Raw genomic sequence first — 25,706 nt, 5'->3', positions numbered from 1 at the left:
TCTCCTCGTACGGTCGGGTGGGGGGTTGCGCTGTGCGTCGGATCGGATGGGATCAGGGCGTCGACAGCTCGAACCGCAGGACGCGGACAGCGCCGCCGAGCGCCTGCGTGGCGTGGTTGAAGAGGGCGAATCTGTAGCCCATGAAGAAGCGCCAGTCGTTGCCCATGGAGAAGGCGGGCCCGAGCCGGGTGAAGGTGGTGCCGTCGGTGCTGTAGGAGAAGGTCCCGGGGCGGGCCGAGCCGGGCCGGATGTCGGCCGTCGCGCGCAGCCAGACACGGTCTCCGGAGACGGTCGCGCTCGCGAGCTCGGTGCCGGTTCCGGTGGTGTTCCAGTTGCCGTCCATGGTCAGTCCGCCGACCGTCGTCACCCGCGTCACCCCGCCGTCGCGCTTGAGCCCGATCCACGCCGAGGAGTCGCGCAGCAGCGCGAGCCCGGCCCGGTCGCCGTCCCGCATCGCCGAGTGGTCGATCTGGACCGTGGCGGTGGAGGTGGGGCCCTGGATGCGGTGTGTGAGCGTGTTGCGCGCCCAGTACAGGTCGTCGGTGACGGTCGCGGTCCACAGGGTCAGACCGTTGCCGGCGGACCACTTGGTGCCGTCCGGGTTGTGGTTCCATTCCCAGGCCGGCCTGAGAGTGGTCCCGTCGAAGGTGTCCACGCCGGTCATGGGGGTGACCGGGCGGGGTGGGGCGGGCACGACCGGGCCGGGGTAGGAGGTGCCCCAGGCGCCGTCGACCAGTTGGACCTGGGGCCAGCCGTCCGAGGTCCAGGTGACCGGCGCGAGGACGGGCATCCGGCCGCCGGGATACGCGTCCACGAAGGCCATGTAGTACCAGGCGCCGCCCTGGGTCTGCACGAGCCCGCCCTGGTGCGGAACGCCTCCGCCGGGGATCGGCCCGCGCAGGTCCAGGAGGACCTGTCGCATCGTGTACGGACCGAAGGGGCCGTTGGAGGACTTCAGGATGTACTGGCCGTTGGCGGGCCGGGTCACGAAGATGTAGTACTGCCCGTTGATCTTGTAGAAGCGGGAGCCTTCAAGGGTGCCGACGCTGGACGGCGCGGTGAACACCTGCTGCGTGCGGACCTGGTTGCGGCCGTCGGAGGACAACTGCGCCACGCTGATGGTGGTGTTGCCGTACGCCACGTACAGGGAGTCGTCGCTGTCGACGAGCAGTCCCGCGTCGTAGTACGGGGTGCTGATCGTCGTCAGCCTGCTCCAGGGCCCCTCGACGGCGGTGGCGGTGTAGAGGTACGTCCTGGCGAAGTCGATCTGGCCGAGCCAGTAGAACGTCCTGTTGCTCGGACGGTAGGCCAGTGACGAGGCCCAGATGCCCCTCACGTAGCCCCGGGCGCCGTTCAGGTCGTACTTGGCGCCGAAGTCGAGGACCGGCACCGAGTGGCCGGCGATCTCCCAGTTCACCAGGTCGTACGAGCGCAGCACGGGCGCGCCCGGCGAGTAGTGCATCGTCGAGGCCGAGGCGTAGTAGGTGCCGCCGACGCGGATGACGTCGATGTCCGCGAAGTCCTGCCAGATCACCGGGTTCGTGTACGGCGTCGAAGCGCTGACCGAGGTGGAGGAGGCGGCGGATCGGGACGCGCCGGCGAGCGGCAGAACCAAGCCGGTGACGAGGCCGGTGGCGGCGGCCAGTGCCCGACGACGCGGCATGGATTGTTGAGGGCATGACAGATCCATCGATGCAGCACTCCCTGTCTGATCCGTCGTCGGTGCGGGTGTGAGGTGGCCGCGCAATGAGCTGCGTTCGCAGTCTCGAACGCAGGTCGACTCATCGAGCAAACTGGATGATAGGAGGCTGGCCGGTCGCGTCAATACCTCTCGCATGATTCGACTTGATCACCGAAACATTCGAAATGCCTCGGTGGGGGCGCATCGCATGTCAGCGAACGAATCACGCAGATGAAGCGGGTCCCGCTCGCTGCCTCGGCAGGGCTCACCGAGTCCGGCACCTCGTCTGCGCGAGCGCCCTCGTGACATCGCGAAAGGCCCAACTTTCCGAACGGGATGCGAAATTGCGGGCCCTCTGATCGCGTTCCCGAACGCGATCCCCCACACAGGTGCGACCCTGAACTCCGTGATCGGCAATTACCGGCGGGGCGGGAGGAATGCGCGCGGTGTCTCTGACGGACAAGGCCATCGAGCAGATCCGTGAACTCATCCGGACCGGTGCCCTGCCCCCGGGCTCGAAGCTCCCACCCGAGCCGGACCTGGCCGCCCAGTTGGGGCTCTCCCGCAACCTCGCCCGGGAAGCGGTCAAGGCGTTGGCCGTCGCCCGGGTCCTGGAGGTCCGGCGGGGTGACGGCACGTATGTGACCAGCCTGCAACCGAGCCTGCTCCTTGCGGGGCTCGGCGGCGCGGTGGAACTCCTGCAGGGCGACGCGGTCGCCCTGCGGGACCTCATGGAAGTACGGCGGCTCCTGGAACCGATGGCCACCGCACTGGCGGCCACCCGGATCTCCGACGACCAACTCGCCGAGATCGAGCGGCACTTGAACGCCATGCGTGAAGCCCGTGACGACGTCGAACAACTCAACGCCCACGACGCCGCGTTCCACCGTGCCGTCATCTCGGCCACCGGCAACGAAACCCTCCTCACCCTGCTCGAAGGCATATCCGGCCGCACTCTGCGGGCCCGCGTGTGGCGGGGTCTGGTCGACTCCCGGGCCGCGGGCCGCACCCTCGCCGAGCACGAGGCGATCTTCAACGCCCTGTCCGCCCGTGACTCCGCCCTCAGCCAGGCCGCGGCACTGCTGCACGTGAGCAACACCGAGCAGTGGCTGAGGCAACACCTGCGCGCAGGCGAGGCAGCGCGGTAGGCGCCGCGCGCGAGGGCGTCCCGCGCGGACACCCGCTGTGACGGCAGGCGCCGTCCGAATAGGTGCGTTGCCTTCTGTGGCCGGCGTCGCAAGGCTGCTTGCCGAGGAGGGTGACGGCCGACGGGTGAGAGGGACGGGAACATGCTGCGCATTCACTTCGGGCCCGAGGACTTCGCGCGCATCCGGTTGACGAGGGCTCCCGATCCCCTCTGGGAGATCGTCGGCAGCCTGCACCGCTTCCAGACGACGCGCGGCCGCTGGGCCTACGCGGACTGGTACCGCAGCGCACGGGAGGCCCTCGTCGGCAGAGGGCTCGACGCGGCCGTACGCAGACTGCTCATCCCCGTACTGCCCAGAGCCCGCTACTTCCCCGACTTCCTGACCCCGCTGGAGTCCTCGGACGGACTGGAGCGGGGCCTGGAGGCGATCCGTGACGCCCCGCCCGCCCGGGTGGCGCGGGAGGTGCAGCGGCTCGACGAGGTCAGCGGCGCCCCCGGCTGGGCCGGGAGGCTCCCGGAGCGCCATACCCGCGACGAGTTCGTGAAACTGCTCGGCGCCTATCACGAAGCCGTCATCGCGCCGCACCACGACCGCATCTGCGCCCGGCTTGCCGGTGAGCACGCGCTGCGCGCCCGTCAGACCCTCGACGCCGGTATCGACGGACTGCTGGACGACCTGACGCCCGCCGTGCGCTGGGACCCGCCCGTTCTCCGGATCGACTACGTCGAAGACCGCGACATCCATCTCCGGGGCCGCGGCCTGCGCCTGATCCCCTCCTATTTCTGCTGGCAGATGCCCGTCACCCTGGTCGACGACAGCCTGCAGCCGGTCCTGGTCTACCCCGTGCACCGCTCCCGATTACCGGCCTCCGAGGCTCCGTCCGACGCCTCCCTGGTCGCGCTGCTGGGCAAGACCCGCGCCGCCGCTCTCCGCGCGCTCGCCCTGGGCGCGACCACGTCCGAACTGGCCCGCTCCCTGGGAGTCTCGCCCGCCACCGTCACCCACCACACGTCTGTGCTGCGCGACGCGGGCCTGACGACCAGCCGGCGCCACCGCAACACCGTGCTGCACACGCTGACTCCCCTCGGCGCCGCGGTGCTCCGTCCCGGGTTCCAGCCAGGCGCCCGGCGCGCGTCGGCGGTACCGGACGGCCCTGCCCCTTCCCGGTCATCACAGCAGCCCCACCGGTAGCGGCGGAGTAGCGGCTTCCACAGCCCTGCCAAGGATTTTCGAGCTCGTTCGAAGGTGATGGCCCGGCTCTGCACGGCTCTGCGAGCGTGTGCCGCGTACCACTTCTGAACCGATGCCACCGGGCGGACCGACCTTTCCGCCCGGGGCAACCACAGTTGGGGGATTCATGAAACGAGCCATCGTCGCGGCCGCGCTCGCCCTCGCCTCCGCCGGGACCTGTGTGGCCTTCGCACCCGTCGCGTCGGCCACTCCGCAGGCCTGCGTGACCTCGTCGCTGACCACGGGTGCCTACGAGGGCGTCGGCACGATCCGCTACAAGTCGTCCACCAGCAGCTGCGGCGACCTCAACCTCACCTACTCCGACGACTCGACGTCCACTCTCGGCGACCGCTACGCCGGACGGCTCCGCAGCTCCAGCGGTGCCTGGAACACGTGCAACAAGGGCTACGTCTGGGCTTCCGACGGCAGTCACAGCGTCAACGACTCCACGTACTGGCTGTGCACCGACGTCCGTGACAACACCCCGTTCACGGTGGCCAGTTACTACGACGGCGGCGACACGGTCCACATCACCCACTGAGCACGCCGTCGCCACGCGGGGGTGCCGAGGCACGCGCCGACGGCACCCCCGCCGGCCGCAGGAGAGGACAGTTCCGGATGGCCCGCCCGACGAACCGGCTCCGACTCCCGATCCGCGCCGCGGTCGCGGTCGTTGCGGTCCTGCTCACCGCCTGCTCGGCCGACCCCGCTCCGCACTCGGCCGGCATGGCGGCGGCCGACCGTTCGGCGCAGTCCGTCACCCCGGCCCACCTCAGCCTCACCCCGCCCGCCGACCCCGTCCGCATGGCCCTGCCGGCGACCGGCGCCGAGACGCGCTGGACCCAGGGGCTGGACGTCTTCGTGCAACAGGTGTCGCGTGCCGCCACGGCCTCGTGCGCGGCCGAGCGCGGTGCCGCCGTGCCCCGTCAGGTCCCGCTCGCGTTCATCCGGTTCTTCGAGATTCCCGACCTGGACTTCATCGCCCGGCACGGCACCAGTGAGAGCGCCGCCGTGCCCACCTCGGCCCCGTACGCGTCCGCGACCCGGCCCGCCGACTCCGCCGTACTGCGCGAGTGCGGTGCCGAGGGGAAGGCCGCGGCCGACGCCCTGCGCGACCTGTACGCCCCGCTCCAGCAACGGTGGTTCGCCGAACTCGTCTCCCTGCGCCACGACCCCGCCACCGTCAGGGCCCTGCGCGCGCTGCCGCCCTGTCTCGCCGGACACGGCATCCGGGTCCGCGACGAGAACGGCTTCTTCGCCCTCGCCGACGCCCGGATGCAGACCGCCGCTCCCGCCGAACTGCCCCGCGAGAGCAGCGCGCTCGGCCGTGCGTACGCGGCGTGCATGCGTCCGGTCGAGGCCGTCCGCGAACCCGCTCGGGAACGACTCCGGACTCGGTTCCTCAAGTCCCACACCCGCGAGATCAGGGCCCTGCGCCGCACGCTCGTCCCGGCCCTCCGGCACGCCGAGACCCGCTACGAGGTACGGCTCGCCTTTCCGGCGCCCTGACGGAGGTCAGAAGGCGTAGCGCACGCGCAGCCAGGGCGCGTGGGTGGCGATGAGTCGGCGCAGGGTGTGCAGGGCGTCCGCTTTGATGTCGTTGCGGTAGCGGACGTTGTGGGCGCCGTTCTGCGACTGTTTGCCCTGTTGCAGGTCTGGCCGCCACAGGAGGTCCTCGGCGCGGGGGTGCCAGCCGAGGTTGACCTGGTGCAGTTCCTGGTTGTGGGTGAGCATGATGACCTCGGCGGCGGCCTGCTGCTTCACCCGGTGGGGCAGGACGTCGTCGAGGTGCTGCAGGAGCTCGGTCCAGTCGTTCTGCCAGCCGGCCCGCAGGACGACGGGGGAGAGGTTGAAGTGCACTTCGTAGCCGGCGTCCAGGAAGTCGGCCGCGGCGGCGATGCGGTCGGCCATCGCCGAGGTGCGCAGATCCAGCAGCCGGGAGTCGGTCGAGGGCATGAGTGAGAAGCGGATCCGGGTACGGCCGCGGGGGTCCAGCGTCAGAAGGTCGGGGTTGACGAACTTGGTGGCGAAGGACGCCTTGGCGGTCGGCCACTGGCGGAAGGCGGTGACCAGGTCCGCGGTGTTGTCGCAGATCAGCGCGTCCACCGAGCAGTCGCCGTTCTCGCCGATGTCGTAGACCCAGGCCGTCTCGTCGCACTGGTTGGGTTCCGGCTTGCGGCCCTGGCGCGCGATGTGCCGCCCCAGATGGGTGATCATCCGGTCGATGTTGGTGAAGACGGTGATCGGGTTGGCGTAGCCCTTGCGGCGCGGCACGTAGCAGTAGGCGCAGGCCATGGCGCATCCGTTGGAGAGGCCGGGTGCGATGAAGTCGGCGGAACGCCCGTTGGGCCGGGTGGTCAGGGTCTTGCGCTCGCCCAGGACCAGCGTCTCGCCCTTGACGCGGACCCACCGCTCGACGTTGTCCTCGTTTCCGTGCAGTCCCGGGATGCGCCAGTGCGAAGCGACCTCGATGACCTCCGCGGCGGGGAAGCGCGCGAGGATCTCGCGGCCGCGGGGCGATGCGGCGGCCCCGGGCTCGGCGTAGACGGTGCGCACCGGCAGCAGATGCCGGGCGGCGGGGGAGCTGTGGAAGGGGGTGCCGTTCGCGGGTGTGCGCGTGGTGGGTGCGTCAGGGGCTGCCGGCCCGCCGAGGGCGTCGAGGCCGAACAGGGTGCCGGCGTCGGACGGTTCGGCGAAGGGGGATGTCATACGTGCTTCCCCTCGCCTCCGGACCGACGTTCCGTACCTATTGTACTTATTCGCACCGCCTGACAAGCGTCGGACGTCCGACGCTGCTCGGCCGTTGGGGAGGATGACGGCCCGGCCCTTGTTCTTCCCGGCGTGCAGGCGCTCGTAGGCGAGCGGCGCCTCGTCCAGGGAGTAGGTCTCGGTGTGCACCGACACCGCGCCCGAGCGGGCCAGGTCCAGTACCGGTGCTGGTCACCGAACACGGCATCCAGACCCCGGACGACGCACAACGCGCCGCCTTCGTCCCCGCCGCCGTCCGTGAACTCGTCGCCGAGGCCGGGACCGGAACGCTCGTCCTCGGCTACTGCCACTGGACGCTTCTGGACAACTTCGAGGGTCAGGCCAGTTCCAGCACGAGCTTGCCGACGTTCTCCCCTCGGAAGAGCATCTGCAGGACCTCGGGGAAGTCGTCCACGCTGCCCCCGACCACGTGCTCCTTGACCTTGACGCGGCCGGCGCCGATCCAGGCGGAGATGTCCTGGGCGGCCTGCGGGAAGCGCTTGGCGTAGTCGAAGACGACGAAGCCCTCCATGCGGGCCCGCCGCACCAGCAGCGAGAGGTAGTTGGAGGGTCCCTTGACCGGTTCGGTGTTGTTGTACTGGCTGATCGCTCCGCAGATCACGACGCGCCCGTGCATCGCCAGGCGGGCCAGGGCGGCGTCGAGGATGTCTCCTCCCACGTTGTCGAAGTAGACGTCGATGCCGTCGGGGGTCTCCCGGCGCAGCGCCTTCCTGACGTCCTCGGCGCGGTAGTCGATCGCCGCGTCGAATCCGAGCTCGTCGATGAGCATGGCGCACTTCTCCGGGCCTCCGGCGATGCCCACGACCCGGCAGCCCTTGGCCTTGGCGATCTGGCCGGCCATGGTGCCGACGGCTCCGGCCGCGCCGGACACCACGACGGTCTCGCCGTCCTTCAGCGCCCCGACGTCCAGCAGCCCGAAGTAGGCGGTCATACCGGGCATGCCCAGCGCGCCGAGATAAGTCGAGGGCGGGGCGAGGGAGGTGTCGACCTTCAGGGCGCCCTTGCCGTCGGAGACGACGTACTCCTGCACGCCGAAGGTGCCGACCACGTGGTCGCCCGGCTTGAAGTCGGGGTGGTTCGAGGCGGTGACCTCGATGACCGATCCGGCGCGCATCACCTCGCCGATGCCCACGGGCGGCAGGTAGGAGGGACGGTCGTCCAGCCAGCCCCGCATCGCCGGATCCAGGGAGATGACGCGCGTACGGCCCGCGAAGCGGCCGGGGCCGGGCTCCTCGACGGGGGCGGAAAAGTGCTCCCAGTCCTCGGCCTTGACGTCACCCGTCGGGCGGGCGGCCAAGCGGATCTGGCGGTTGGTCGCGGACATCGCGCCTCCTGTCGTGTGCGGCTCGAGGCAGCGTACCGACCAGTAGGTATGAGCGGGGTGTGGCGGTGGTCACACAGGTGCCCCGACCTCCTCTTCTGGCCTCATTCATGGACCTTCTCGAGTTGTCCTATCTCTTTCGGTGGATAGCGCAAGGTGAAGCAAGTCACCGTCTGTTGACGTTGGCCGGTGCTCGTCCGACGGGTTAGGTTCCAGCGATCACGGGGCAGGACGTCGTAACCCCCCGAGCGCAGATCTCCCTTTCGCACCCTCCCTTGACGAGAGATACAGGACATGTCTGCTCAAGAACGCTCACACCATCCCCCGCGCCGCGTCGGCGTCGTGGCCGAGTCCGTCTCCGGGGAGACGCGGGTCGCGGCGACCCCGGCGACGGTACGACTGCTGCTGGGCCTCGGCTACGAGGTCGTCGTCGAGTCCGGGGCCGGCGAGGCCTCCGGCTTCGACGACCACGCCTATGCCGAAGCCGGCGCGGGGATCGGCGAGGCCTGGGACGCGGACGTCGTCCTGAAGGTGAACGCCCCCTCCGACGCCGAGATCCACCGGCTGCGCAGGGACGCCACCGTGATCGCCCTGTTGAGCCCGGCGCAGAAGCCCGAACTGCTCCGGGCGCTCGCGGACGCCGGGGTGACCGCCCTGGCGCTCGATGCGGTGCCGCGCATCTCGCGCGCTCAGTCGATGGACGTGCTGTCGTCGATGGCGAACATCGCCGGCTACCGCGCGGTCATCGAGGCCGCGCACGTTTTCGGACGGTTCTTCACCGGCCAGGTCACCGCGGCCGGCAAGGTGCCCCCTGCCAAGGTGCTCGTGGCCGGCGCGGGCGTGGCCGGCCTCGCGGCGATCGGCGCCGCCTCCAGCCTGGGCGCGGTGGTACGCGCCACCGACCCGCGGCCGGAGGTCGCCGACCAGGTGAAGTCGCTGGGCGGCGAGTACCTGCCGGTGAACGTCGATCAGGAGGCGAGCACCGACGGCTACGCCAAGGCAACCTCCGCGGACTACGACCGCGCCGCCGCCGAGCTCTACCACGAGCAGGCCAAGGACGTGGACATCGTCATCACCACGGCGCTGATCCCGGGCCGTCCGGCGCCGCGCCTGCTGACGGCCGAGGACGTGGCCGCGATGAAGCCGGGCAGCGTCGTCGTCGACATGGCCGCCGCGATGGGCGGCAACGTCGAGGGCACCGTGCCGGGCCGGACGGTCGTCACCGACAACGGCGTCACCATCATCGGCTACACCGACCTGGCCTCCCGGCTCCCCGCCCAGGCCTCCCAGCTGTTCGGCACCAACCTGGTGAACCTGCTGAAGCTGCTCACCCCCGACAAGGACGGGCAGCTGACGATCGACTTCGACGACGTCGTGCAGCGGGCGGTGACCGTCGTACGCGACGGCGACGTCACCTGGCCTCCGCCGCCCGTCGCGGTCTCCGCCGCCCCCGCCGCGCAGCCCGCGGCCGCCCCCGAAGCGCCCGAACCCAAGCGGTCCGCCCTGACGCCCGCGCGGCGCTTCGGCCTGATCGGGCTCGGCATGCTCGCGATGTTCCTGCTGGTGGCCTTCGCACCCGCTCAACTCGCCGGGAACTTCACGGTGTTCGCGCTGGCGGTGGTGATCGGCTACTACGTCATCGGCAAGGTGCACCACGCGCTGCACACCCCGCTGATGTCGGTGACCAACGCGATCTCCGGGATCGTCGTGATCGGCGCCCTGCTGCAGATCGGCCACGAGAGCTGGATCGTCACCACGCTGTCCTTCGTGGCGATCCTGCTGACGAGCGTCAACATCTTCGGAGGCTTCGCCGTCACCCGCCGCATGCTGTCCATGTTCTCGAAAGGCTGAGCCGAGATGACCTCCCTGACGGCCTCCCACGCGGCCGACCTGGTCGCCGCCCTGCTGTTCATCCTGAGCCTGGCCGGCCTCTCCCAGCACCGCACCTCCCGCGCCGGCGTCGTCTACGGCATCGCCGGCATGGCCCTCGCCCTGGTCGCCACCGTGATCGTGGCGGCGCAGAGCATCACCGCCGGAGCGGTCGCGCTGATCGTGCTGGCGATGGCGCTCGGCGCGGCGGTGGGCCTGTGGCGGGCCCGCCGCGTCGAGATGACGCAGATGCCCGAACTGATCGCCGTCCTGCACAGCTTCGTCGGCCTCGCCGCGGTGCTGGTGGGCTGGAACAGCTACCTGGAGGTGGAGTCCCACGGATCGGGGCAGACCGAGGTCGGCGCCGACCTGCTGGGCATCCACCACGCCGAGGTGTTCATCGGCATCTTCATCGGCGCGGTCACTTTCACCGGCTCGATCGTCGCGTTCCTGAAGCTCTCGGCACGCATCAAGTCCCGTCCCCTGATGCTGCCGGGCAAGAACGCGCTGAACATCGGCGCGCTCGCGGCCTTCGTCGCGTTGACCGCCTGGTTCACCATCAGCCCGAGCCTGCCCCTGATGATCGCGGTGACCGCGCTGGCGCTGGCGCTCGGCTGGCACCTGGTCGCCTCGATCGGCGGCGGCGACATGCCGGTCGTCGTCTCCATGCTGAACAGCTACTCGGGATGGGCGGCGGCCGCGGCCGGCTTCCTGCTGGACAACAACCTGCTCATCGTCACCGGAGCGCTGGTGGGCTCCTCCGGTGCCTACCTGTCGTACATCATGTGCAAGGCGATGAACCGGTCCTTCCTCTCCGTCATCGCGGGCGGTTTCGGCATCGAGGCACCGTCCGGCGGCGAGGAGGAGCACGGCGAGCACCGTGAGGTGCGGGCCGCGGAGGCGGCCGAGATGCTGGCCCAGGCCCGCTCGGTGATCATCACGCCGGGCTACGGCATGGCCGTCGCTCAGGCCCAGCACCCCGTCGCGGAGCTGACGCGGAGGCTGCGCGAGCGGGGCGTCGAGGTCCGCTTCGGCGTCCACCCCGTCGCCGGGCGGCTGCCCGGGCACATGAACGTGCTGCTCGCCGAGGCGAAGGTGCCCTACGACATCGTCCTGGAGATGGACGAGATCAACGACGACTTCGCCGACACCTCGGTCGTCCTGGTCATCGGCGCCAACGACACCGTCAACCCGGCCGCGACCGACGACCCCGGCAGCCCGATCGCCGGCATGCCGGTGCTGCGGGTCTGGGAGGCCGAGCAGGTCGTCGTCTTCAAGCGCTCCATGGCATCCGGCTACGCGGGCGTGCAGAACCCCCTGTTCTTCCGCGAGAACAGCAGCATGCTCTTCGGCGACGCGAAACAGAGCGTCGAGGAGATCCTGCAGGCGCTCGGCACCGACGGCCGGCACGAAGCGGCTCCGACCACCCGCCAGGCGACGGTGCCCAGCCACTGACGGACCGTTTCCTGCCGCGCCTCCCGGCACGGGAGGCGCGGTCGCCGGCTCATCCGTGCGGCGAGCGGTACGCCGACACCGCCCCGGGGCGCGGGGCGATGCCCCCGTCCCGACCTCGGCCACGCTCCCACCGGGCCGGGGCGACCGTGCGTCGTGACGTCGTGGCACTCCTCGCGTCAGCCCGGGATCGCGTCGCCGCCCGGCCGGAGCATCTGACTCGCCGCCAGCTCGCGGTAGAGGGCGCTGCGGGTGAGCAACTCCTCGTGGCGTCCGGCGGCGACGGTGCGGCCCTCCCGCATCACCACGATCCGGTCCGCGTGCTGGACGGTGGACAGACGGTGGGCGATGACCAGCAGGGCGCACTCCTGGGCGACATCCTTCATGACCGTCGTGAGCGCAGACTCGTTGATCGAGTCGAGGTGGGAGGTCGGCTCGTCCAGCAGGAGCAGCGACGGCCGGACCAGCAGGGCACGGGCGAGGGCGATGCGCTGACGCTCGCCGCCGGAGAGGGTGCTGCCGCGTTCGCCGACGACGGCGGACAGCCCGCCGGGCAGCCGGTCGACGACCTCTTCGAGCCTGGCCAGTTCGATGACACGCCGTAGCTCCTCTTCCGTGGCCTCCGGCACGGCGTAGGCGATGTTGTCGCGCAAAGTGCCGTGGACGACGTGGGAGTTCTGGTCGACGACGGCGATGCCGCTACGGCATGCCGCACGCGTCAGTTCGGCCGCGGGCCTCCCGTCGAACAGCACGGCGCCCGCATCCGGCTCGTAGAACCTCGCCACCAGCGCGAAGACGGTGCTCTTGCCGGCGCCGGACGGGCCGACCAGTGCCACGAACCGCCGGTGCGGGACGGCGAACGTGACACCCCGCAGGACCGGCCGCCGCGGGTCGTAGGCGAAGTGGACGTCGTGCAGGGCGAGGGCGGGATGCTCGCCCGTGACGGGCGGCCCGGCCGGCCGGCGTGCGGATGCGGGGAGGCCGGCCGGCTCCACCGGCAGGCGGAGCGCCTCGTCGATGCGCCGGTAGGCGCCCATCCCGCGCTGGACCAGCCCTACGGCGTGGAAGACGGAGGACAGCGGCAGGACCAGGTAGGAGGCGTACAGCAGGAAGGCGACGAGGTCGCCGAGGGAACCGGAATGGCCGCTCACACGCAGGCCGCCGACGACCAGGACGATGAGGAAGGAGCCCTGGACGGCGAGTTCGACGGCGGAACTCATGACGGAGGCGAGTTTCGCCGTGCGTACCCCGGCGCCGTACGCGGCGTCGACGCGGGCACCGACGCCGGCCGCCTCGCGTTCCTCGGCGCGGTGCACGCGGACCATCGGCAGCGAACCGAGGGCGCGTTCCAGATCGGCGGCGATGGCGCCGACCGAGTTCTGCATGTGCTCGGACGCGCTTCTGATCCCCGCGAGCAGCGAGGCGACGATCACGGCGGCCGCTGCCACGGTGGCGGCGACCAGAAGCAGCAGCAGAAGATCGAGCCACGCCATGAGGACGATCGCCCCGGCCGCGACGAGGCTTCCCGTCACCAGGTCCACCAGGGCCTGCGAAACGACCTCGCGGAGCAGGGTGGTGTCGGCCGTCACCCGGGAGATGAGGTCGCCGCCACGGTGCCGGTCGTACTCCCTCATCTCCAGCCGCAGCAGCCGCCCGACCAGACTGTGGCGCAACTGCCGTACGACCCCTTCGCCCATCCGCTCCAGGAGGAAACGCCCGCCGGCTCCGGACGCCGCCTCGACGAGGAACAGCGCGCCGAGGAGCACCAGCGACGGCCAGATCACATGGCCACGGCCGGTCGCGTCCACGACCTGCCTGGCGACCAGGGGCTGGGCCAGTCCCAGCCCGGAGCCCACGAGAGTCAGCACGGTGGCCACGGCTATGGCGCCGCGGTGTCCGGCTGTCAACCGGTACATCGTCGCCACCGCCGCCAGGGTGGACCTGTCACCGAGGGGCACGTCAGCCCCACCGGCGGGCCGGGCCGGCGTGCCGGTCATCGGTCCGTCGAGCGTGAGACCGGGCCGACGGCCACCAGCCGGGCGAAATACCCCTCCGGCACCCCCTCTCCCACGGGATGTCCTTCCGCCTCGATCCAGGCGTGCGCGGTGAACGGCGGCACGACGCGTACCCCGGTGCACCAGGTCGGCCACGTTCCGCCGAGCCGGCACAGCAGAGCGGCCCCCAGGGAGCGCGGCAGGCATCCCTTCGGGCCCGCACAGTGCAGGCTGGCGGCGCACATGGCGTCGCGCGCGTCCTGGGCCCGGGCGGCGGTGGCGGGTCTGGCGCCGCGACGCAGGATGCCGAGGACGGTGCGGATACGGCGGGGCGGCAGCAGGGCCAGGGCGACGGCGGGCAACAGGACGAGGCGGGCGGCCAGGCGCCGGGAGAGCGGGACGGCGCCGGGGCGCTCGAGCGCGCTGGGTGTCGTCATGACGCCAGCCCCGAACTGCGCAGCTCCTGTACGAGCGTTGCGACGTCCCGCACGGCCTGCGCCTGGTCGATGTCGAACTCCCTGGTCAGGGCCGCGGCCGCGTCCGTCTCCTCACCCCCGTCCAGCAGCGTCCGTACCACCAGGGTGGCCGTGGGGTTCAACTCCCAGTAGGCACCGGCCCGTTCATCCAGCAGTACGGTGCCGTAGTCGGTCTCGGCCGTGGAGACGTTGTCGCTGAACCGCAGGGGCATGCAAAGGCCTTTCTGACGTGTCCGACATGACTGGCGGTCGACGGGCTCAGGGCTGTGGGAGAGGGCTGCGGGCGCGGGCGAGTCCTCGCAGCCACACCTCGGCGGCGATGGTGGAGTAGAGGACGGCCTGGGAGAGCCCATGGGAGGCGGGCCGCAGAGCGAGCCGTCGCAGCGCGGCGCCGTCCACCAGGCCCAGCTCCTCCAGCCGCGAGTCCTCCCACAGGGCCAGCAGATCGGCCCGGTGGTCGCGCAGCCCGTTGGCGGCGTCCATGGAGGCGGTCGCCTTGTTGCTGCGCCGCAGGCACTCCTCGGGCACGATCCCGCGCATGGCGGCGCTCAGGACGGGCTTGTAGCGCCACGGCGAGACGCGTTCACCCGGACGCACGGCGAGACATGCCTCGATGACGCGGTCGTCGAGGAAGGGAGAGGCCATCGGCAGGCCGGCGCGGGCGGCCATCCGGTCCCACTGGCGGATGACGCGGGTGCACGAGCGGATCTGTTCGAGGTCCGCGTGCACTCCACGGTCCGGGTGCAGAGGCGAAGCCGTGCGCGCGGCCTCGAGCAGCGCCCGGCGGGCCATGTGCTCGGCCCGCGGAGTCACCCAGTCGAACAGGCGCGGGGCCATACCCCAGCCGAGAGCCGTCGCGACGGGCGCGGGCGAGGGGTCGCGCAGCCGACGGGCGGCGTCGGCGAGCCACGCGCCGTACGGCCGTGAGTCGGCGAGCGCGCGGACCGTGCCGCCGAGGGGCCATTGCCACAGCGCGCGGAACCCCCGCAACTGCCGCAACGCGAGCAGCGGGCTGGTGCGCAGCAGCCGGTGGTAGTAGGCCTCGGAGCACCACGCGACATGGTCGCCGCCGATGCCGGTCAGGTGCAGCCGGCTGCCGCGTGCGGCGAGGTCGGGCAGGTGGTGCAGGACCCGGGAGCGGTCCATGACGCCGATGGTGGGTTCGTCGAGCAGGTCGTCGATGCCCAGCAGGTCGTCGTAGACCAGTGGTGAGGCATCGGCGTCCCACACGACGTGCTCGACGTCCGGGAGGTGTCTCATCGCCCGCTGGGCCCACTGGAGGTCGGTGTCCGCAGGATCGCGTCCCGGCCAGGTGCCGGCCACCACGCGGGCGGGGGAGCGGTCGGCCAGGAAGCAGACCGAGGTGGAGTCCAGTCCGCCGGACAGGTCGCTGCTCACCACGCCGCCCTGACGGGTACGTGCCGCGACGGCCTCTTCCAGTGCCTGGCGAATCAGGGGGGCGGCTTCCTCGAGGGGCCGGACCGGCTCCGGCGGCGTCCACCACCGGGTGTGCCGTACGGTGCGCCCGTCCGCGCCGACGACCAGGGCGTCCTCCGGCGGTACGGCGGTGATCCCACGCCACATCGACCTCTCGAACAGCGGGTACGGCGCCGGCCACAGCAGCCTGACGGCCAGTTCCTCCACGTCGGGTGCGAGCCCCAGGGCATCGGCGAGCGTGTCGGCCCGCGTCGCTGCCACCCGTACGCCGTCGATCTCCGCGTGGAAGACCAGCCGCAGTCCGGAGGCGGTGCCCTGCACCCTGGTCCGCCCGTCGAGGGCGGCCACGAGATGGAAGCTGCCGGGGAGGGAGCGGGCCAGTTGTCCGAGCTCGGCGAGATCACGTAACCGTGCGGTACGGCGCCTGAGTTCGCCGACGTCGATCGGGCAGCAGCCGACCACGGCGACGGAGGCGTCGCCGACGTGGGCCGTGCGGACCTCGTCGTCGTGCCAGTGGCCGACCAACCAGGGCCGGCCCGACGCGTGCGCCAGCGTCCGGCTTCCGTGGCGGGCGAAGGAGCGGGCCACGGCGGCCGCGTCCGCACGGTCGGTGAAGACCGCGAAGTGCGCGTCGCCGGGGCCCGTCCCCGCACTTTCGTGCAGTTCAGTCATGACGTCGGGTCAAGGACCGTCGCCCGTCAGTTCTTGCTCAGGATCAGCCGGTCGTTGCCGGCGCGCCCGAGGAGCCCGGTCTCCTTGCGGAAGGTGCCGAGCCGGACGAGCGTCGGAGCCTCGTAGGCCTTCTTCATGACTACTCCTCACATGCCGATTTCCCGACCGCTTCCCTTCACTGCGGCCAGGCCCGTCGGGAGCCCGGCCGGGAAGCGGCCTTGGCACCCAGTTGGCTGCGTCGGGCCAGGATCGGGCAAGGGCCTGAGCAAAGGTCGGATAATGTGCAAACTCCGGGCGCCCGGGGTTGTGCGCTCCCTCGCATCACGGCCCGCTCCCGCAGCCGTGCCCCTCTGTGCCGAGGTTTTGGGGACGTCCGAATAATCGTTTTCGCGCGTGCCGTCCGGCGGCTGGATCGCCTCGTGGGTCGCATGGGCCGGCTGTCCGGCGCGAGCGGGCGGCGCCCGGCGCTCGCCCCGCTTCCGTGCGCATTCGCTCGGTGGAGCCGAGTCGGTCCGGCAGGCTCGACACGGGGAGCGGAGGAGGCGGTATGAAGACCGTGTGCGGATGGAATGGTCCGCTGGAGTGGCACCGCCGGGGATGTGCTTGTTCGACGGTTCTTCGGGTACCGCGTCTGAATGAGGATGGAATCCGTATAACCAGGAAATTACTGAAAGTGATGTGTGCGTGACTCGTCTCAGTGGCTCGGGGGACGACCAGACGAGCGGACGGGGTGCTGAGCCCCTGTCTGCTGCGCTGGAGATCGCCGATGCCGTCGACGGTCTGGCACATCTTTGGTCGGTGGCCGCTCAGGGAGCCAGCCTGAGGCTCTCGCCGCACCAGTTGCGGGCCCTGCGGATCCTGGAGGCGGAGCCGGGACTCAATCTCACGGCGTTGGCCGAGGGTATGGACATAGGGCTGCCGACGGCCAGCCGCCTGTGCGACCGGCTGGAAGCGGCCGGTCTGCTGGAGCGCATGCTGCATCCGCTCAAGCGGCGCGAGGTGCAGCTGGTCCTCACGGCGCGCGGCCGGCAGGTGCTCGACGAAGTGGCCACGCGCAGGGCGCAGGCGCTCGCCGCGGCTCTCAAGGCGATGACGCCCGACGAGCGGGCGGCGCTGAGCAGGGGGCTGCGCGCGTTCCGGAGCGCTCAGGAGGGTGTCGACAAGGAAGCCGGCGGTCCCGGCCTGTGACGCGCAGGGATCAGCGGCGGCCGTTCCAGTCGAGACACACCACGGCGGCGTCGGAGAGCAGGTCCTTGCTGCCGTAGTGCTCGATCAGCCCGGCGACGACCGCGCGTGCCGCCTCGTGCGGCTCCGCGCTGCGGGTGGCGCCCAGGACCTGGCGCAGGACCCGTTCGCCGAAGAGGTCGCCTGCCGCGGAGCGGGTGCCGTGCACACCGCTGCTGACGACGATGAGCCGGTCGCCGGGCTCCACCTGGAAGGTCTGCTCCTCGTAGAGAGTCTCCTCGAACATGCCGAGCGGCAGTTGGGCGTCGAGTTCGATGCGCTCGGGGTGGCCGCCGCGCTGGCGGAACAGCTGGGGGGAGCCCGCGTCCACGGCGTGCACGACGCCGGTGTCCAGGTCGAAGTGCAGCAACAGCGTGGAGGCGTAGGCCTTGCCGCCGTACTGGGAGAAGACGGCCTGGTCGGCCAGGGCCGCCTGGTCGGCGAGGCTTATGCCGGCGCGGCGGGCGTTGCGCAGGGCGCTGACCGTGAGACTGGTGAGCAGGGAGGCGTCGATGCCCTGGCCCATGCCGTCGGTGACGGTGAGGGTGAGGTGGTCGGCGCTGGTGGACCAGTCGAAGTTGTCGCCGCCGATGGCGTAGGCGGGTTCGAGGTGGGCGCCGATGATGTACTCCCGGCGGGCGCAGCCCCGGCCTGGCAGGAGTTGCCACTGCATCTCGGCGGCGAGGGTGAGGCGCCGGGTGCGGCGGGCCTGGAGGTAGAGGTCGGTGTCTCGGCCGGCGGTGGCGACCTCGTGGCCCAGTGCCGTGGCGAAGTCGCCGAGCTGGAGCACGGTGTCCGGGGCGACGGTCTGCGCGGGCAGCCGGACGGAGAGGACGCCCAGGCGGTCGCCGCGCACGGTGATGGGCAGGTGCACCAGATGGCCGGACGACTCGTGCAGGACTTCGACGACCGGCTTCTGGGTGACGAAGGCGCTGCCCGCGGGCCCCTCGTCGGTCGGAACGGGCGCGTCGGTGTGCGGCAGGTGGGTGACCGGCTGCAGGACGGTCAGGCCGTAGTCGGCCAGCAGCAGGGTCACCTCCTGGGCGCCCACCCGCTCGGCGAGCAGACGGCGGGCGGTGGCGAACAGCGCGTGCGGCGGGGCGGCCCGCAGCAGGGCTTCCGCCGAGGGCAGCGGTTCAGGTGCGTTCACGGCATTCACCCTCTCGCCTGGTGACCTCCACGCTACCGCGAGAGGGCCGGTTCCCAGGGGGTTCGTGTTGGACGGGGGACCGGTCCGCCCCGGCGTGCCGGTTCGGCGCGGGGGGCTTCACCGTGTGGCACAGCAGCAGGCAGACGTCGTCGGCGCGTTCGGAGTCGTGCAGGAGGGGTTTGAGCACGGTGTCGGCCGCGGCGTCCGGGTCCTGTTCCAGCTCGGACGTGCTCACCGCTTCCAGGGCGTGGCAGAGACGCCCGATCCCGGTGTCGATGCCCTCGCCCCGCCGTTCGACCAGGCCGTCGGTGTACAGCACCAGGGTGGAGTCGGCGGGCAGGTCGGCCCGATGGTCCGGGTACACGCAGGGCAGGGGGATGCCGAGCATCACACCGGGCTTGGCGTCCAGGACACGCACGGCGCCGTGGACGTCGCGCACGACGGCGGGCGGGTGGCCGGCCGATGCCCAGAGCACCTGCGGATCTCCCGGCCGGAAGCGGGCGATCATCCCCCGGCCGAGGCGGTGGCGCAGCCGTGCCGTCAGCGCGGTGAGGAAGCGGACTCGCCGCAGTGCCGGTGCTCCGCCGTCGGTGGTGATGCGGTCGACGGCCGCACGCGCCCGGGCCGCGTCGGCGGCCGAAGCGATCCTCCATATGTCCGTGGCCTCGGTCATGCACGTCCGTCCGGCGGTCGCGGAGCGAGTACGGCCACGCTGGCGTCGTCCCGCAGGGGCCGGGCGGCGCTCCCGGCGTCCCTGAGGACGACCGCGGCCACCACGGCCGGGTCGTGGTCGCCCAGCCGGGGTTCGCTCGGCGGCACCCAGCGGCTGGGCAGCCCGTCGCTGTGCAGGACGAGCAGGCTGTCCGGCCGCCAGGCGTTCTCCTGCACCGGCACGGTGGCGGGGAAGTGCGCTCCGACGATGCCCGGATGGGACAGCAGAGGCTGCCAGGTGGCGTCGGTGCGCAGTCTGGCGCCGATGTTGCCGACGCCCGCGAACGACAACCGGCCGGTCTCCTCGTCGAGTTGCGCGACGCCGACGGCCGCGCCCCGGGTGTCGCGCAGCGCGGTGTGCAGGTGCCGCAGGATCTTGGCCGGGGGCAGGTCCGCGCAGCGGCCCAGGCCCTCGATCGCTGCGTTGGACGCCTCGGCGGCCTTGTCCCCGTGGCCGAGTCCGTCCGAGAGCAGCAGCGTGACCCGCGAGCCGGAACGTACCCGGCCGAAGGCGTCACCGGAGTGCTCGGCATGGGCCAGGGCGGTCGTGACCCCTCCGGCCCGGACGCCCGTAAGAGGGCGGTGCGGCTCGGCGTGGGCGCTGCCCGGTACCCGCGCCCGGCCGATCCTCGCCACCGCGACGGTGCCCTGTCCCGGGCGGCTGTGCAGGTCGAAGGCGTGGGCGACGCGCAGGCAGGTGCCCAGGCCCGCGCCGAGGGAGGACGGGGCGGTGGAGTGACCGTCGCGCAGCGCGGCCGGGACGTTCCCGATGCCCGGCCCGTGATCGAGCGAGGTGATCTGCACACCGGTCACGTCGGGCGCGAGGGTGTCCGCGGGGCCGGCCAGGTTGATGAGGATGCGGCCACCGACGGCGTGTTTGACCAGGTTGCTCGCCAGTTCGGTGGCCACCAGGGCGGCGACCGCGGTGGCGTGCGGGTCCAGTCCCGCGTGGGTGCAGGCGGCCTCGGCGGCGACGCGTACATCCCGGATCCTGGTGCTGTCCTGGACCGGGATGTCCCACACCCTGGTCATGGCGCACCCCTCCGGGGGGAGGGCACGCCGGAGACCCAGTCGGTGATGGTGACGGTGGTGCCGTGCCCGGGGCGGCTTTCGAGCGTGAACTCCTGCACCAGCCGCTTGGCGCCGCTCAGGCCCATGCCCAGGCCGCCGCCGGTGCTGTAGCCGTCGGTCATGGCCTGCTCCGGGTCCCGGATGCCGGGGCCGCTGTCGACGAACGACAGACGGAGTCCGCGGGCCACGCCTTCCCTGAGCGCTGTCGCCTCCATGTGGCCGCCGCCGCCGTGGACGAGGGTGTTGCGGGCCAGTTCGCTGGTCGCGGTCACCAGTTTCGTCTGCTGGACGAGGTTGAAGCCCGCTTCGGCAGCGGCCTGGCGCACGTGTTGCCGGACCCAGGCCAGGTCGGCGTCAGAGGTGATGGGCAGGCGGGAGGTCGAGGCGGTTCGAGCATGCATCACGCACCCTCTTCCGGGTGAGAGGGCGGGGCGGCGGAGGACGTGCGGCCCAGCAGGGCCAGGGCGTCCTCGGCGTTCAGGGTGGTGACCAGACCGGGAAGGGTCAGGCCCAGCTCGACCAGGGTGATGGCCACGGCCGGGCGCATGCCGGCCAGGACGGTCCGTGCGGCCAGCAGGCGCGCGTTCGCGGCGATCTCGGCCAGGATGCGTCCGAGGAAGGAGTCGACGATCTCCACGCCGGAGATGTCGATCACGACGCCGCCCACCCGCGCAGGGCTGGAGGCGATGCGGTGCGTGATGTCGTGCTGGAGTTGCTCGGCCGCTCCGTCGTGCAGGTCCCCCTGCAGGGTGACCAGCAGGATGTCTCCCAGCGCCAGTACGGGCACCGGCGCCGGACGGGCGGCGGAGAAGCCGGTCACCGCGGGCTCGCTCCTGCGGCGACGGGCCGTGCGGGGGCGACGGCGTCCTGTCGGCCGAGGGCGTGGGCCAGGGCGTCGGCGAGCGTGGCCCGCGTGAGGATGGATCCGAGGTCGATACCGAGGTGGACGATGGTCTGGGCGATGGCGGGGCGGATGCCGGAGACGATGCAGTCCGCGCCCATCAGCCGTGCCGCGGCGACCGTCTTCATCAGGTGCTGGGCGACGAGCGAGTCGACCGTCGGCACGCCGGTGATGTCGAGGATGGCGTAGGAGGCCCGCTGGTCCACGATGGCTTCCAGCAGACTCTCCATGACGACCTGGCTGCGGGCGCTGTCCAGGGTGCCGATCAGGGGAACGGCGACGATGCCCTCCCACAGTTTGATGACCGGCGTCGCCACCTCCAGCAACTGCTGGCGCTGGCGGGCGATCAGCTCCTGGCCCGCGTGCACGGTCGTGTCCATCACCACCAGGCGGAGCGTGCCCATCAGGATGGTCAAGGCGAGCGTGCGGGCGTGGACGTCCGGGTCCGTCGCGTCGGCGGACTCGGCGCGCAGCACGGCGGTCACCGGCTCGCGCAGACCGACGACCTCGCCGTCGATGTGCACCGAGCCGAATCCGGCCTGAGCGCGGGAGGTGGACATCCGGCCGAGCTGGTCGCGCACGGTGTCGAAGCCGGGAGCGGCGACGTCCTCCAGCCGTCCGGAACGGGCCACGTCGGCGAGCGCGTCCACCACGGCCTTGCACGCCTCGACCGCCTCGTCCCGGGAGACGGTGAAGACCGTGCGGAACAGGGCGGCGTCCGCCCAGCGCTGGGCGATCTGCTCACGGCGCCGTTCCAGGAAGGCGCCCAGATCCTTGGCCGCCTCGAGGGCCGTGTCGTGCTCCGCCACCTGCATCGTCTCCCTGCTGCCGGGCGCTGCGGCCCGCCGGTCGGCAGGCCATCAGGCAATTATTGCCGCATGACAAACATTAGCGCGAGGGGGTGTCGTGGACCAACAACCGCTCGCCGCCCGTCGGGCGGGCCCGCCGGTCACCGTTCCGGTGTCCGGCCGCGCCAGTCCAGGCAAACGACCAGCGCGTCGTCCTTCGCCAGGGCCGCCCCGCGGTGGCCGGTCAGCTCGCGCAGGATGGCGCGCGGCACTTCGGCCGCGGGCAGCAGCCGGGTGGCCTGGATGGCCCGCGCCAGGGCGGTCTCCCCGTAGGCCTCGCCCTGGGGATCGGCGACCGCGTGGACACCGTCGCTGACGAACACGAGCCGGTCGCCGGGTTCGACGTCGAAGTCCTGCGCCACGTAGTCGGTCTCTTCGAACATGCCCAGCGGCAGCTGAGCGTCGAAGGTGACGCGTTCCACCGCGCCGGCGCGCAGCCTCAGCAGCTGAGGCGAGCCCGCGTCCACCACGCGCGCGCGGCCGTTGGCCAGATCGAAGTCGAACATCAAGACGGACAGATAGCAGCGCCCCTGGTAGTGGGCGTAGACGGCCTGGTCGGCCAGGGCCGCCTGGTCGGCGATGGAGAGGCCGGCCCGCCGGGCGTTGCGCAGAGCGTTGATGGCGAGGTTCGTCAGCAAAGACGCCTCTATGCCCTCGCCCATCCCGTTGGTGACGTACAGCATCAGATGGTCGACGGTGCTGGACCAGTCGAAGTTGTCGCCGAAGATCGCGTAGGCGGGCTCCAGTTGGGCGCCCAGGTCGTACTCGGGGCGCGAGCAGGAGCGGCCGGGCAGGAGCTGCCACTGCATCTCGGCGGCCAGCGTCAGCCGGTCCTTGCGCCGGGCCTGGAGGTACACGTCGGTGTCGCGCTCGGCGACGATCACCTGGTAGCCCAGCACGTTGGCGACCTCGGCCAGCTCGGACTCCCACTCGGGCGTCGCGTCACTCTCGGACAGGGTCACCGACAGAACGCCGAGCCGGTCGCCGCGGACGCTGACCGGCAGATGCAGGCGCACCCGCCCGTCCCGCAGCTGCTCGCGGTACGGCTCCTGCGAGCCGAAGGCCCGGCCGGTCGGGCTGCTGTGCACGGACACCGGTTCCAGGGTGTGCGGCAGCACCGACACCGGCTGCAGCACGGTGAGGCTGTAGTCGGCCATGAACAGCTCGACGTCCTGGGCGCCGTACTGCTCGATCAGTACGGCGCGGACGGCGTCCAGCAGTGCGTGGGGAGCCGCTGTGCGCAGGGCGCGCTCAACGGCTACGAATCTCTTCATGATGGAAAATGCACCTATCTTTCCCCGGGCATCGCGCGGCGTCGCTCCCGTGGGAGCCGCGTCGATCGCCCTGGTGAGCTGTGGCCCGCGGTCGGGCCTAGTACGCTGACAGGCATCCCAGTGCCTGCGAGAGTGTGATCGTGACTGCCTTCCGCCGCCGCACCGAGCCCGACGAGGTCGCGCGTGTGACCACCACGGCCGCCGAGTTGCTGGAAGTGGTGTGGGGCCGGGCCTCGACCGCACCCACCTCCGCGTCCCAGCTGCGCGTCCTGCACATCCTTGAGCACCACGACGGCATCAACCTGCGCTCGCTCGCCGAGTCCCTGGCGTCGACCCCGCCGTCCACCAGCCGGCTGTGCGACCGGCTCGTGGCCGCCGGATTCGTCGAGCGGGTGGTGAGCTCGGAGGACAGGCGTGAGGTGCGGCTGCACCTCAGCAGCCGGGGGCGCGCGTTCCTCGCCGACCTGCGGGCCCGCAGGGAGAGGGAGTTGCAGGCGGTCCTGGCGGATATGCCCACCGCCAAGCGGATCGCCCTGCTGGAGGGGCTTGAGGCGTTCTGCGATGCCGCGGCGGCGCAGATACACGGCGACACGTCCGACACCCGCAGCCGGACCGCCTGAGCGATCGGCTGAGCCACCACTCGCGCCCCAGGTGTCTTCATCACCTCGCGACAAGGGTGACCAGCACACGGAGCGGTCTCCGTCCACCGGAGCATTCCAGATCCTTCCCCGCGTACTTCCGCCACGGTCACTTTGTTGCCTCGCGACCATTATTGTCAAACGGCAACAGTCGGTCTCGTGGCCCCTACTCGCTATCGGTTACCCCGAGGCGGCGGATTTCTGCGGTGGATGTGCGGTTTGTCTCTCGAATGCGCCATGGCGCATGACTGACAGTGACCGGGGAAGAAACGCGCGACGCGCCGGTCGGAGGGGTTCGCACCCGGCTGTCGCCAGAGCGGCGGTCCTTGCGGAGGAGTCGAGGTGGGGGAGCCTCTCGTACCGTGTGTCCGCAAGAACCGCCGCTGCGAGGTCTGCGGCGGGGGGGTGCCGCAACCTCTCTTCACGCGCTTGCCCCGCATCGGCGGTCCTAACCCAACCAATTCCAGGGAATGTTGGGCCCCCGCGCCGTGTGTCCCATTTGTGGCCGGTCATGCGCTGTTTGGTTGTTCGGGGCTGTTGTACAAGTGAAGGCCGTGCATGCGTGTCCGGTGAGGACGCGGAGGGCCGCCGACGCGTGCGGCACTCGTCGCTGATCGGTTCAGGGGGGAATCGTGCGCAGACGTCTTCGTGTGTGGTCTCTGGTGGGTGCGGGGCTGCTTGCCGTCGGGGTCGGTCCGGCATACGGGGTCGGCTCGGCGTCGGCCGAACCGGTGGCGGGGGCCGTGCAGTACACCGTGCGCGATCTCGGCACGCTGGGCGGTACCCGCAGCGAGGCCACCGCGATCGACGGCAAGATGGTTGTCGGGGGGTCGTCGACCAGCGGCGATGCCGCGGAGCACGCCTTCGCGTACGACCTGCGCACGCATGCCATGACCGACCTCGGCACACTGGGGGACTCCAGCCGGGCGACCGGCGTGGAGGGGAACCACGTCGTCGGGCAGTCGGACCTCTCGCCGGACGGCCCGGCTCATGGATTCGTCTACGACCTGCGGACCCGGCGGATGGTCGACATCGGCACTCTCGGCGGGAGCGGCACCCACATCACGGGACTCGACGGCGACACCGTGGTGGGCACGTCGTCACTGCCCGGCGACACGGTCAGCCACGCCTTCGCCTACAGCCTGCGCACCCGGACCATGACCGATCTGGACAGCCTGGCCGGCCCGTCGGGTCGCAGCAGCGCGGCGGCCGTCAACGGTGGGACCGTCGTGGGCAGTTCGTCCCTGCCGGGCAGCCCCGGCTCCACGACGCACGGGTTCGCGTACAGCCTGCGCACCGGGACGATGACCGATCTCGGCACCCTCGGCGGAAGTTCCAGCACAGCCAACGACATCAGCGGTTCCACCGTGGTCGGTCAGTCCCGAACGGCCGGGAACGCCTTGGCCGGTTACGCCTACGACCTTCGCACGGGTGCCCGTACGGATCTCGGGCCGCGGTTCCTCACCGCGCAGCTGATCAGCGGGGACACCGTGGTCGGCGGCGACAGTCTGCTCTCCAGCTCGTACGACCTCAGGACGCACGAGATCAGAACGATCGGGTCCGGGCGTGGGGTGACCGAGGTCAGGCAGATCGTCCGGGACGTCGTGGTCGGCGACAACTTCGCCCCCAACGCGTTCGCCTTCGTCGCCCGCGTCGACACCGGCGACTTCACCTACCTGACCTCCCTCGGCGGCCTCAACTCCGCCGCGGCGCAGGTCAACGGCCACGGTGTCGTCGCGGGCAGTGCGGCACTTCCACCGACCGTCCCGGGCGCGGCCAACGGTCCGTTCCACGCTGCCGTGTGGGTACCGCACGCGGCCCGATAGGGCGGCGTGCGGGG

24 protein-coding genes and 1 pseudogene are annotated in these 25,706 nt (G+C 71.3%); 9 read left to right on the top strand and 16 right to left on the bottom strand.

What is annotated here, in order from left to right; translation table 11 throughout:
• Nucleotides 1-52: 52 nt before the first annotated feature.
• On the bottom strand, nucleotides 53-1,663 hold the full coding sequence (locus ACIGDI_RS20245) for a glycoside hydrolase 43 family protein (RefSeq protein WP_399898319.1): 1,611 nt from the start codon (nucleotides 1,661-1,663) through the stop codon (nucleotides 53-55).
• Nucleotides 1,664-2,127: 464 nt separating this feature from the next.
• Here ACIGDI_RS20245 and ACIGDI_RS20240 point away from each other — a divergent pair, with 464 nt between their 5' ends.
• The 4 genes from ACIGDI_RS20240 to ACIGDI_RS20225 all read left to right on the top strand — a co-directional run bounded on the left by ACIGDI_RS20240 (nucleotide 2,128) and on the right by ACIGDI_RS20225 (nucleotide 5,568).
• The gene (locus ACIGDI_RS20240) at nucleotides 2,128-2,829 is read left to right on the top strand and encodes a FadR/GntR family transcriptional regulator (RefSeq protein WP_399898317.1); all 702 of its coding nucleotides are present in this window, start codon (nucleotides 2,128-2,130) and stop codon (nucleotides 2,827-2,829) included.
• Nucleotides 2,830-2,970: 141 nt separating this feature from the next.
• Nucleotides 2,971-4,020: a winged helix-turn-helix domain-containing protein gene (locus tag ACIGDI_RS20235; protein WP_399898315.1), complete on the top strand. Its 1,050-nt coding sequence runs from the start codon at nucleotides 2,971-2,973 to the stop codon at nucleotides 4,018-4,020.
• Between the two features lie 166 nt (nucleotides 4,021-4,186).
• Entirely contained in the window at nucleotides 4,187-4,600 is a 414-nt protein-coding gene (locus tag ACIGDI_RS20230; protein ID WP_399898313.1) for a hypothetical protein, read from the top strand.
• 77 nt (nucleotides 4,601-4,677) lie between these two features.
• Nucleotides 4,678-5,568, top strand: a complete 891-nt coding sequence (locus tag ACIGDI_RS20225) for a hypothetical protein (protein ID WP_399898311.1) — start codon at nucleotides 4,678-4,680, stop codon at nucleotides 5,566-5,568.
• Between the two features lie 6 nt (nucleotides 5,569-5,574).
• Here ACIGDI_RS20225 and ACIGDI_RS20220 read toward each other — a convergent pair whose 3' ends face one another.
• From ACIGDI_RS20220 to ACIGDI_RS20210, 3 genes and pseudogenes are all read right to left on the bottom strand, one after another.
• Nucleotides 5,575-6,768, bottom strand: a complete 1,194-nt coding sequence (locus tag ACIGDI_RS20220; protein WP_399898309.1) for a spore photoproduct lyase family protein — start codon at nucleotides 6,766-6,768, stop codon at nucleotides 5,575-5,577.
• 90 nt (nucleotides 6,769-6,858) lie between these two features.
• A pseudogene (locus tag ACIGDI_RS20215) lies at nucleotides 6,859-6,996 on the bottom strand (NAD(P)-dependent alcohol dehydrogenase); the annotation flags it as partial.
• A gap of 148 nt (nucleotides 6,997-7,144) precedes the next feature.
• Complete coding sequence (locus tag ACIGDI_RS20210) at nucleotides 7,145-8,152, bottom strand: NADP-dependent oxidoreductase (protein WP_399898307.1); 1,008 nt, start codon at nucleotides 8,150-8,152, stop codon at nucleotides 7,145-7,147.
• A 291-nt stretch (nucleotides 8,153-8,443) separates the two neighbouring features.
• Here ACIGDI_RS20210 and ACIGDI_RS20205 point away from each other — a divergent pair, with 291 nt between their 5' ends.
• On the top strand, nucleotides 8,444-10,000 hold the full coding sequence (locus ACIGDI_RS20205) for a Re/Si-specific NAD(P)(+) transhydrogenase subunit alpha (RefSeq protein ID WP_399898305.1): 1,557 nt from the start codon (nucleotides 8,444-8,446) through the stop codon (nucleotides 9,998-10,000).
• A gap of 6 nt (nucleotides 10,001-10,006) precedes the next feature.
• Nucleotides 10,007-11,473 (top strand): Re/Si-specific NAD(P)(+) transhydrogenase subunit beta, encoded by a 1,467-nt coding sequence (gene pntB, locus ACIGDI_RS20200; RefSeq protein ID WP_399898303.1) that lies wholly within the window; start codon nucleotides 10,007-10,009, stop codon nucleotides 11,471-11,473.
• Nucleotides 11,474-11,649: 176 nt separating this feature from the next.
• On the opposite strand, the gene ACIGDI_RS20195 is transcribed toward pntB, so the two are convergent.
• The 5 genes from ACIGDI_RS20195 to ACIGDI_RS20175 are packed head-to-tail and all read right to left on the bottom strand — an operon-like array spanning nucleotide 11,650 to nucleotide 16,186.
• Complete coding sequence (locus ACIGDI_RS20195; protein WP_399898301.1) at nucleotides 11,650-13,467, bottom strand: ABC transporter ATP-binding protein; 1,818 nt, start codon at nucleotides 13,465-13,467, stop codon at nucleotides 11,650-11,652.
• Nucleotides 13,464-13,901: a lasso peptide biosynthesis B2 protein gene (locus ACIGDI_RS20190; RefSeq protein ID WP_399898299.1), complete on the bottom strand. Its 438-nt coding sequence runs from the start codon at nucleotides 13,899-13,901 to the stop codon at nucleotides 13,464-13,466. Before ACIGDI_RS20190 ends, ACIGDI_RS20195 begins: the two co-directional genes overlap by 4 nt.
• Nucleotides 13,898-14,152, bottom strand: coding sequence for a lasso peptide biosynthesis PqqD family chaperone (locus tag ACIGDI_RS20185; protein WP_399898297.1), 255 nt, complete (start codon nucleotides 14,150-14,152; stop codon nucleotides 13,898-13,900). Before ACIGDI_RS20185 ends, ACIGDI_RS20190 begins: the two co-directional genes overlap by 4 nt.
• Before the next feature lie 46 nt (nucleotides 14,153-14,198).
• Nucleotides 14,199-16,049 carry a lasso peptide isopeptide bond-forming cyclase gene (locus ACIGDI_RS20180; protein WP_399898295.1) on the bottom strand — a complete coding sequence of 617 codons (1,851 nt, stop codon included), beginning with the start codon at nucleotides 16,047-16,049 and terminating at the stop codon, nucleotides 14,199-14,201.
• Nucleotides 16,050-16,075: 26 nt separating this feature from the next.
• Nucleotides 16,076-16,186, bottom strand: a complete 111-nt coding sequence (locus tag ACIGDI_RS20175) for a keywimysin-related RiPP (protein ID WP_107056101.1) — start codon at nucleotides 16,184-16,186, stop codon at nucleotides 16,076-16,078.
• Between the two features lie 547 nt (nucleotides 16,187-16,733).
• Between ACIGDI_RS20175 and ACIGDI_RS20170 the strand changes: the two genes are divergently transcribed.
• Nucleotides 16,734-17,237 (top strand): MarR family winged helix-turn-helix transcriptional regulator, encoded by a 504-nt coding sequence (locus ACIGDI_RS20170; RefSeq protein ID WP_399898292.1) that lies wholly within the window; start codon nucleotides 16,734-16,736, stop codon nucleotides 17,235-17,237.
• A gap of 10 nt (nucleotides 17,238-17,247) precedes the next feature.
• Here ACIGDI_RS20170 and ACIGDI_RS20165 read toward each other — a convergent pair whose 3' ends face one another.
• The 7 genes from ACIGDI_RS20165 to ACIGDI_RS20135 all read right to left on the bottom strand — a co-directional run bounded on the left by ACIGDI_RS20165 (nucleotide 17,248) and on the right by ACIGDI_RS20135 (nucleotide 23,228).
• Nucleotides 17,248-18,432, bottom strand: a complete 1,185-nt coding sequence (locus ACIGDI_RS20165; RefSeq protein ID WP_399898291.1) for a PP2C family protein-serine/threonine phosphatase — start codon at nucleotides 18,430-18,432, stop codon at nucleotides 17,248-17,250.
• Entirely contained in the window at nucleotides 18,410-19,096 is a 687-nt protein-coding gene (locus ACIGDI_RS20160) for a PP2C family protein-serine/threonine phosphatase (protein ID WP_399898290.1), read from the bottom strand. The genes ACIGDI_RS20165 and ACIGDI_RS20160 overlap by 23 nt, the downstream gene beginning before the upstream one ends.
• Nucleotides 19,093-20,166 carry a SpoIIE family protein phosphatase gene (locus ACIGDI_RS20155; protein WP_399898288.1) on the bottom strand — a complete coding sequence of 358 codons (1,074 nt, stop codon included), beginning with the start codon at nucleotides 20,164-20,166 and terminating at the stop codon, nucleotides 19,093-19,095. Before ACIGDI_RS20155 ends, ACIGDI_RS20160 begins: the two co-directional genes overlap by 4 nt.
• Nucleotides 20,163-20,606, bottom strand: coding sequence for an anti-sigma regulatory factor (locus ACIGDI_RS20150; RefSeq protein WP_399898286.1), 444 nt, complete (start codon nucleotides 20,604-20,606; stop codon nucleotides 20,163-20,165). Before ACIGDI_RS20150 ends, ACIGDI_RS20155 begins: the two co-directional genes overlap by 4 nt.
• Nucleotides 20,606-21,025, bottom strand: a complete 420-nt coding sequence (locus ACIGDI_RS20145) for an STAS domain-containing protein (RefSeq protein WP_399898284.1) — start codon at nucleotides 21,023-21,025, stop codon at nucleotides 20,606-20,608. Before ACIGDI_RS20145 ends, ACIGDI_RS20150 begins: the two co-directional genes overlap by 1 nt.
• Nucleotides 21,022-21,921 carry an STAS domain-containing protein gene (locus tag ACIGDI_RS20140; protein ID WP_399898282.1) on the bottom strand — a complete coding sequence of 300 codons (900 nt, stop codon included), beginning with the start codon at nucleotides 21,919-21,921 and terminating at the stop codon, nucleotides 21,022-21,024. Before ACIGDI_RS20140 ends, ACIGDI_RS20145 begins: the two co-directional genes overlap by 4 nt.
• A 134-nt stretch (nucleotides 21,922-22,055) precedes the next feature.
• Nucleotides 22,056-23,228: a PP2C family protein-serine/threonine phosphatase gene (locus ACIGDI_RS20135; RefSeq protein ID WP_399898280.1), complete on the bottom strand. Its 1,173-nt coding sequence runs from the start codon at nucleotides 23,226-23,228 to the stop codon at nucleotides 22,056-22,058.
• A gap of 185 nt (nucleotides 23,229-23,413) precedes the next feature.
• Here ACIGDI_RS20135 and ACIGDI_RS20130 point away from each other — a divergent pair, with 185 nt between their 5' ends.
• Both ACIGDI_RS20130 and ACIGDI_RS20125 read left to right on the top strand, forming a co-directional pair.
• Nucleotides 23,414-23,848 (top strand): MarR family transcriptional regulator, encoded by a 435-nt coding sequence (locus ACIGDI_RS20130; RefSeq protein ID WP_399898872.1) that lies wholly within the window; start codon nucleotides 23,414-23,416, stop codon nucleotides 23,846-23,848.
• A gap of 650 nt (nucleotides 23,849-24,498) precedes the next feature.
• A complete protein-coding gene (locus tag ACIGDI_RS20125) occupies nucleotides 24,499-25,692 on the top strand; it encodes a hypothetical protein (RefSeq protein ID WP_399898278.1) in 1,194 nt (397 codons plus the stop codon).
• Nucleotides 25,693-25,706: the final 14 nt, after the last annotated feature.

The sequence above is a fragment of the Streptomyces sp. NPDC085900 genome (genome assembly GCF_044540925.1).
Taxonomy (GTDB): domain Bacteria; phylum Actinomycetota; class Actinomycetes; order Streptomycetales; family Streptomycetaceae; genus Streptomyces; species Streptomyces gilvifuscus.
This window is presented reverse-complemented; position numbering and strand designations above follow the sequence as displayed.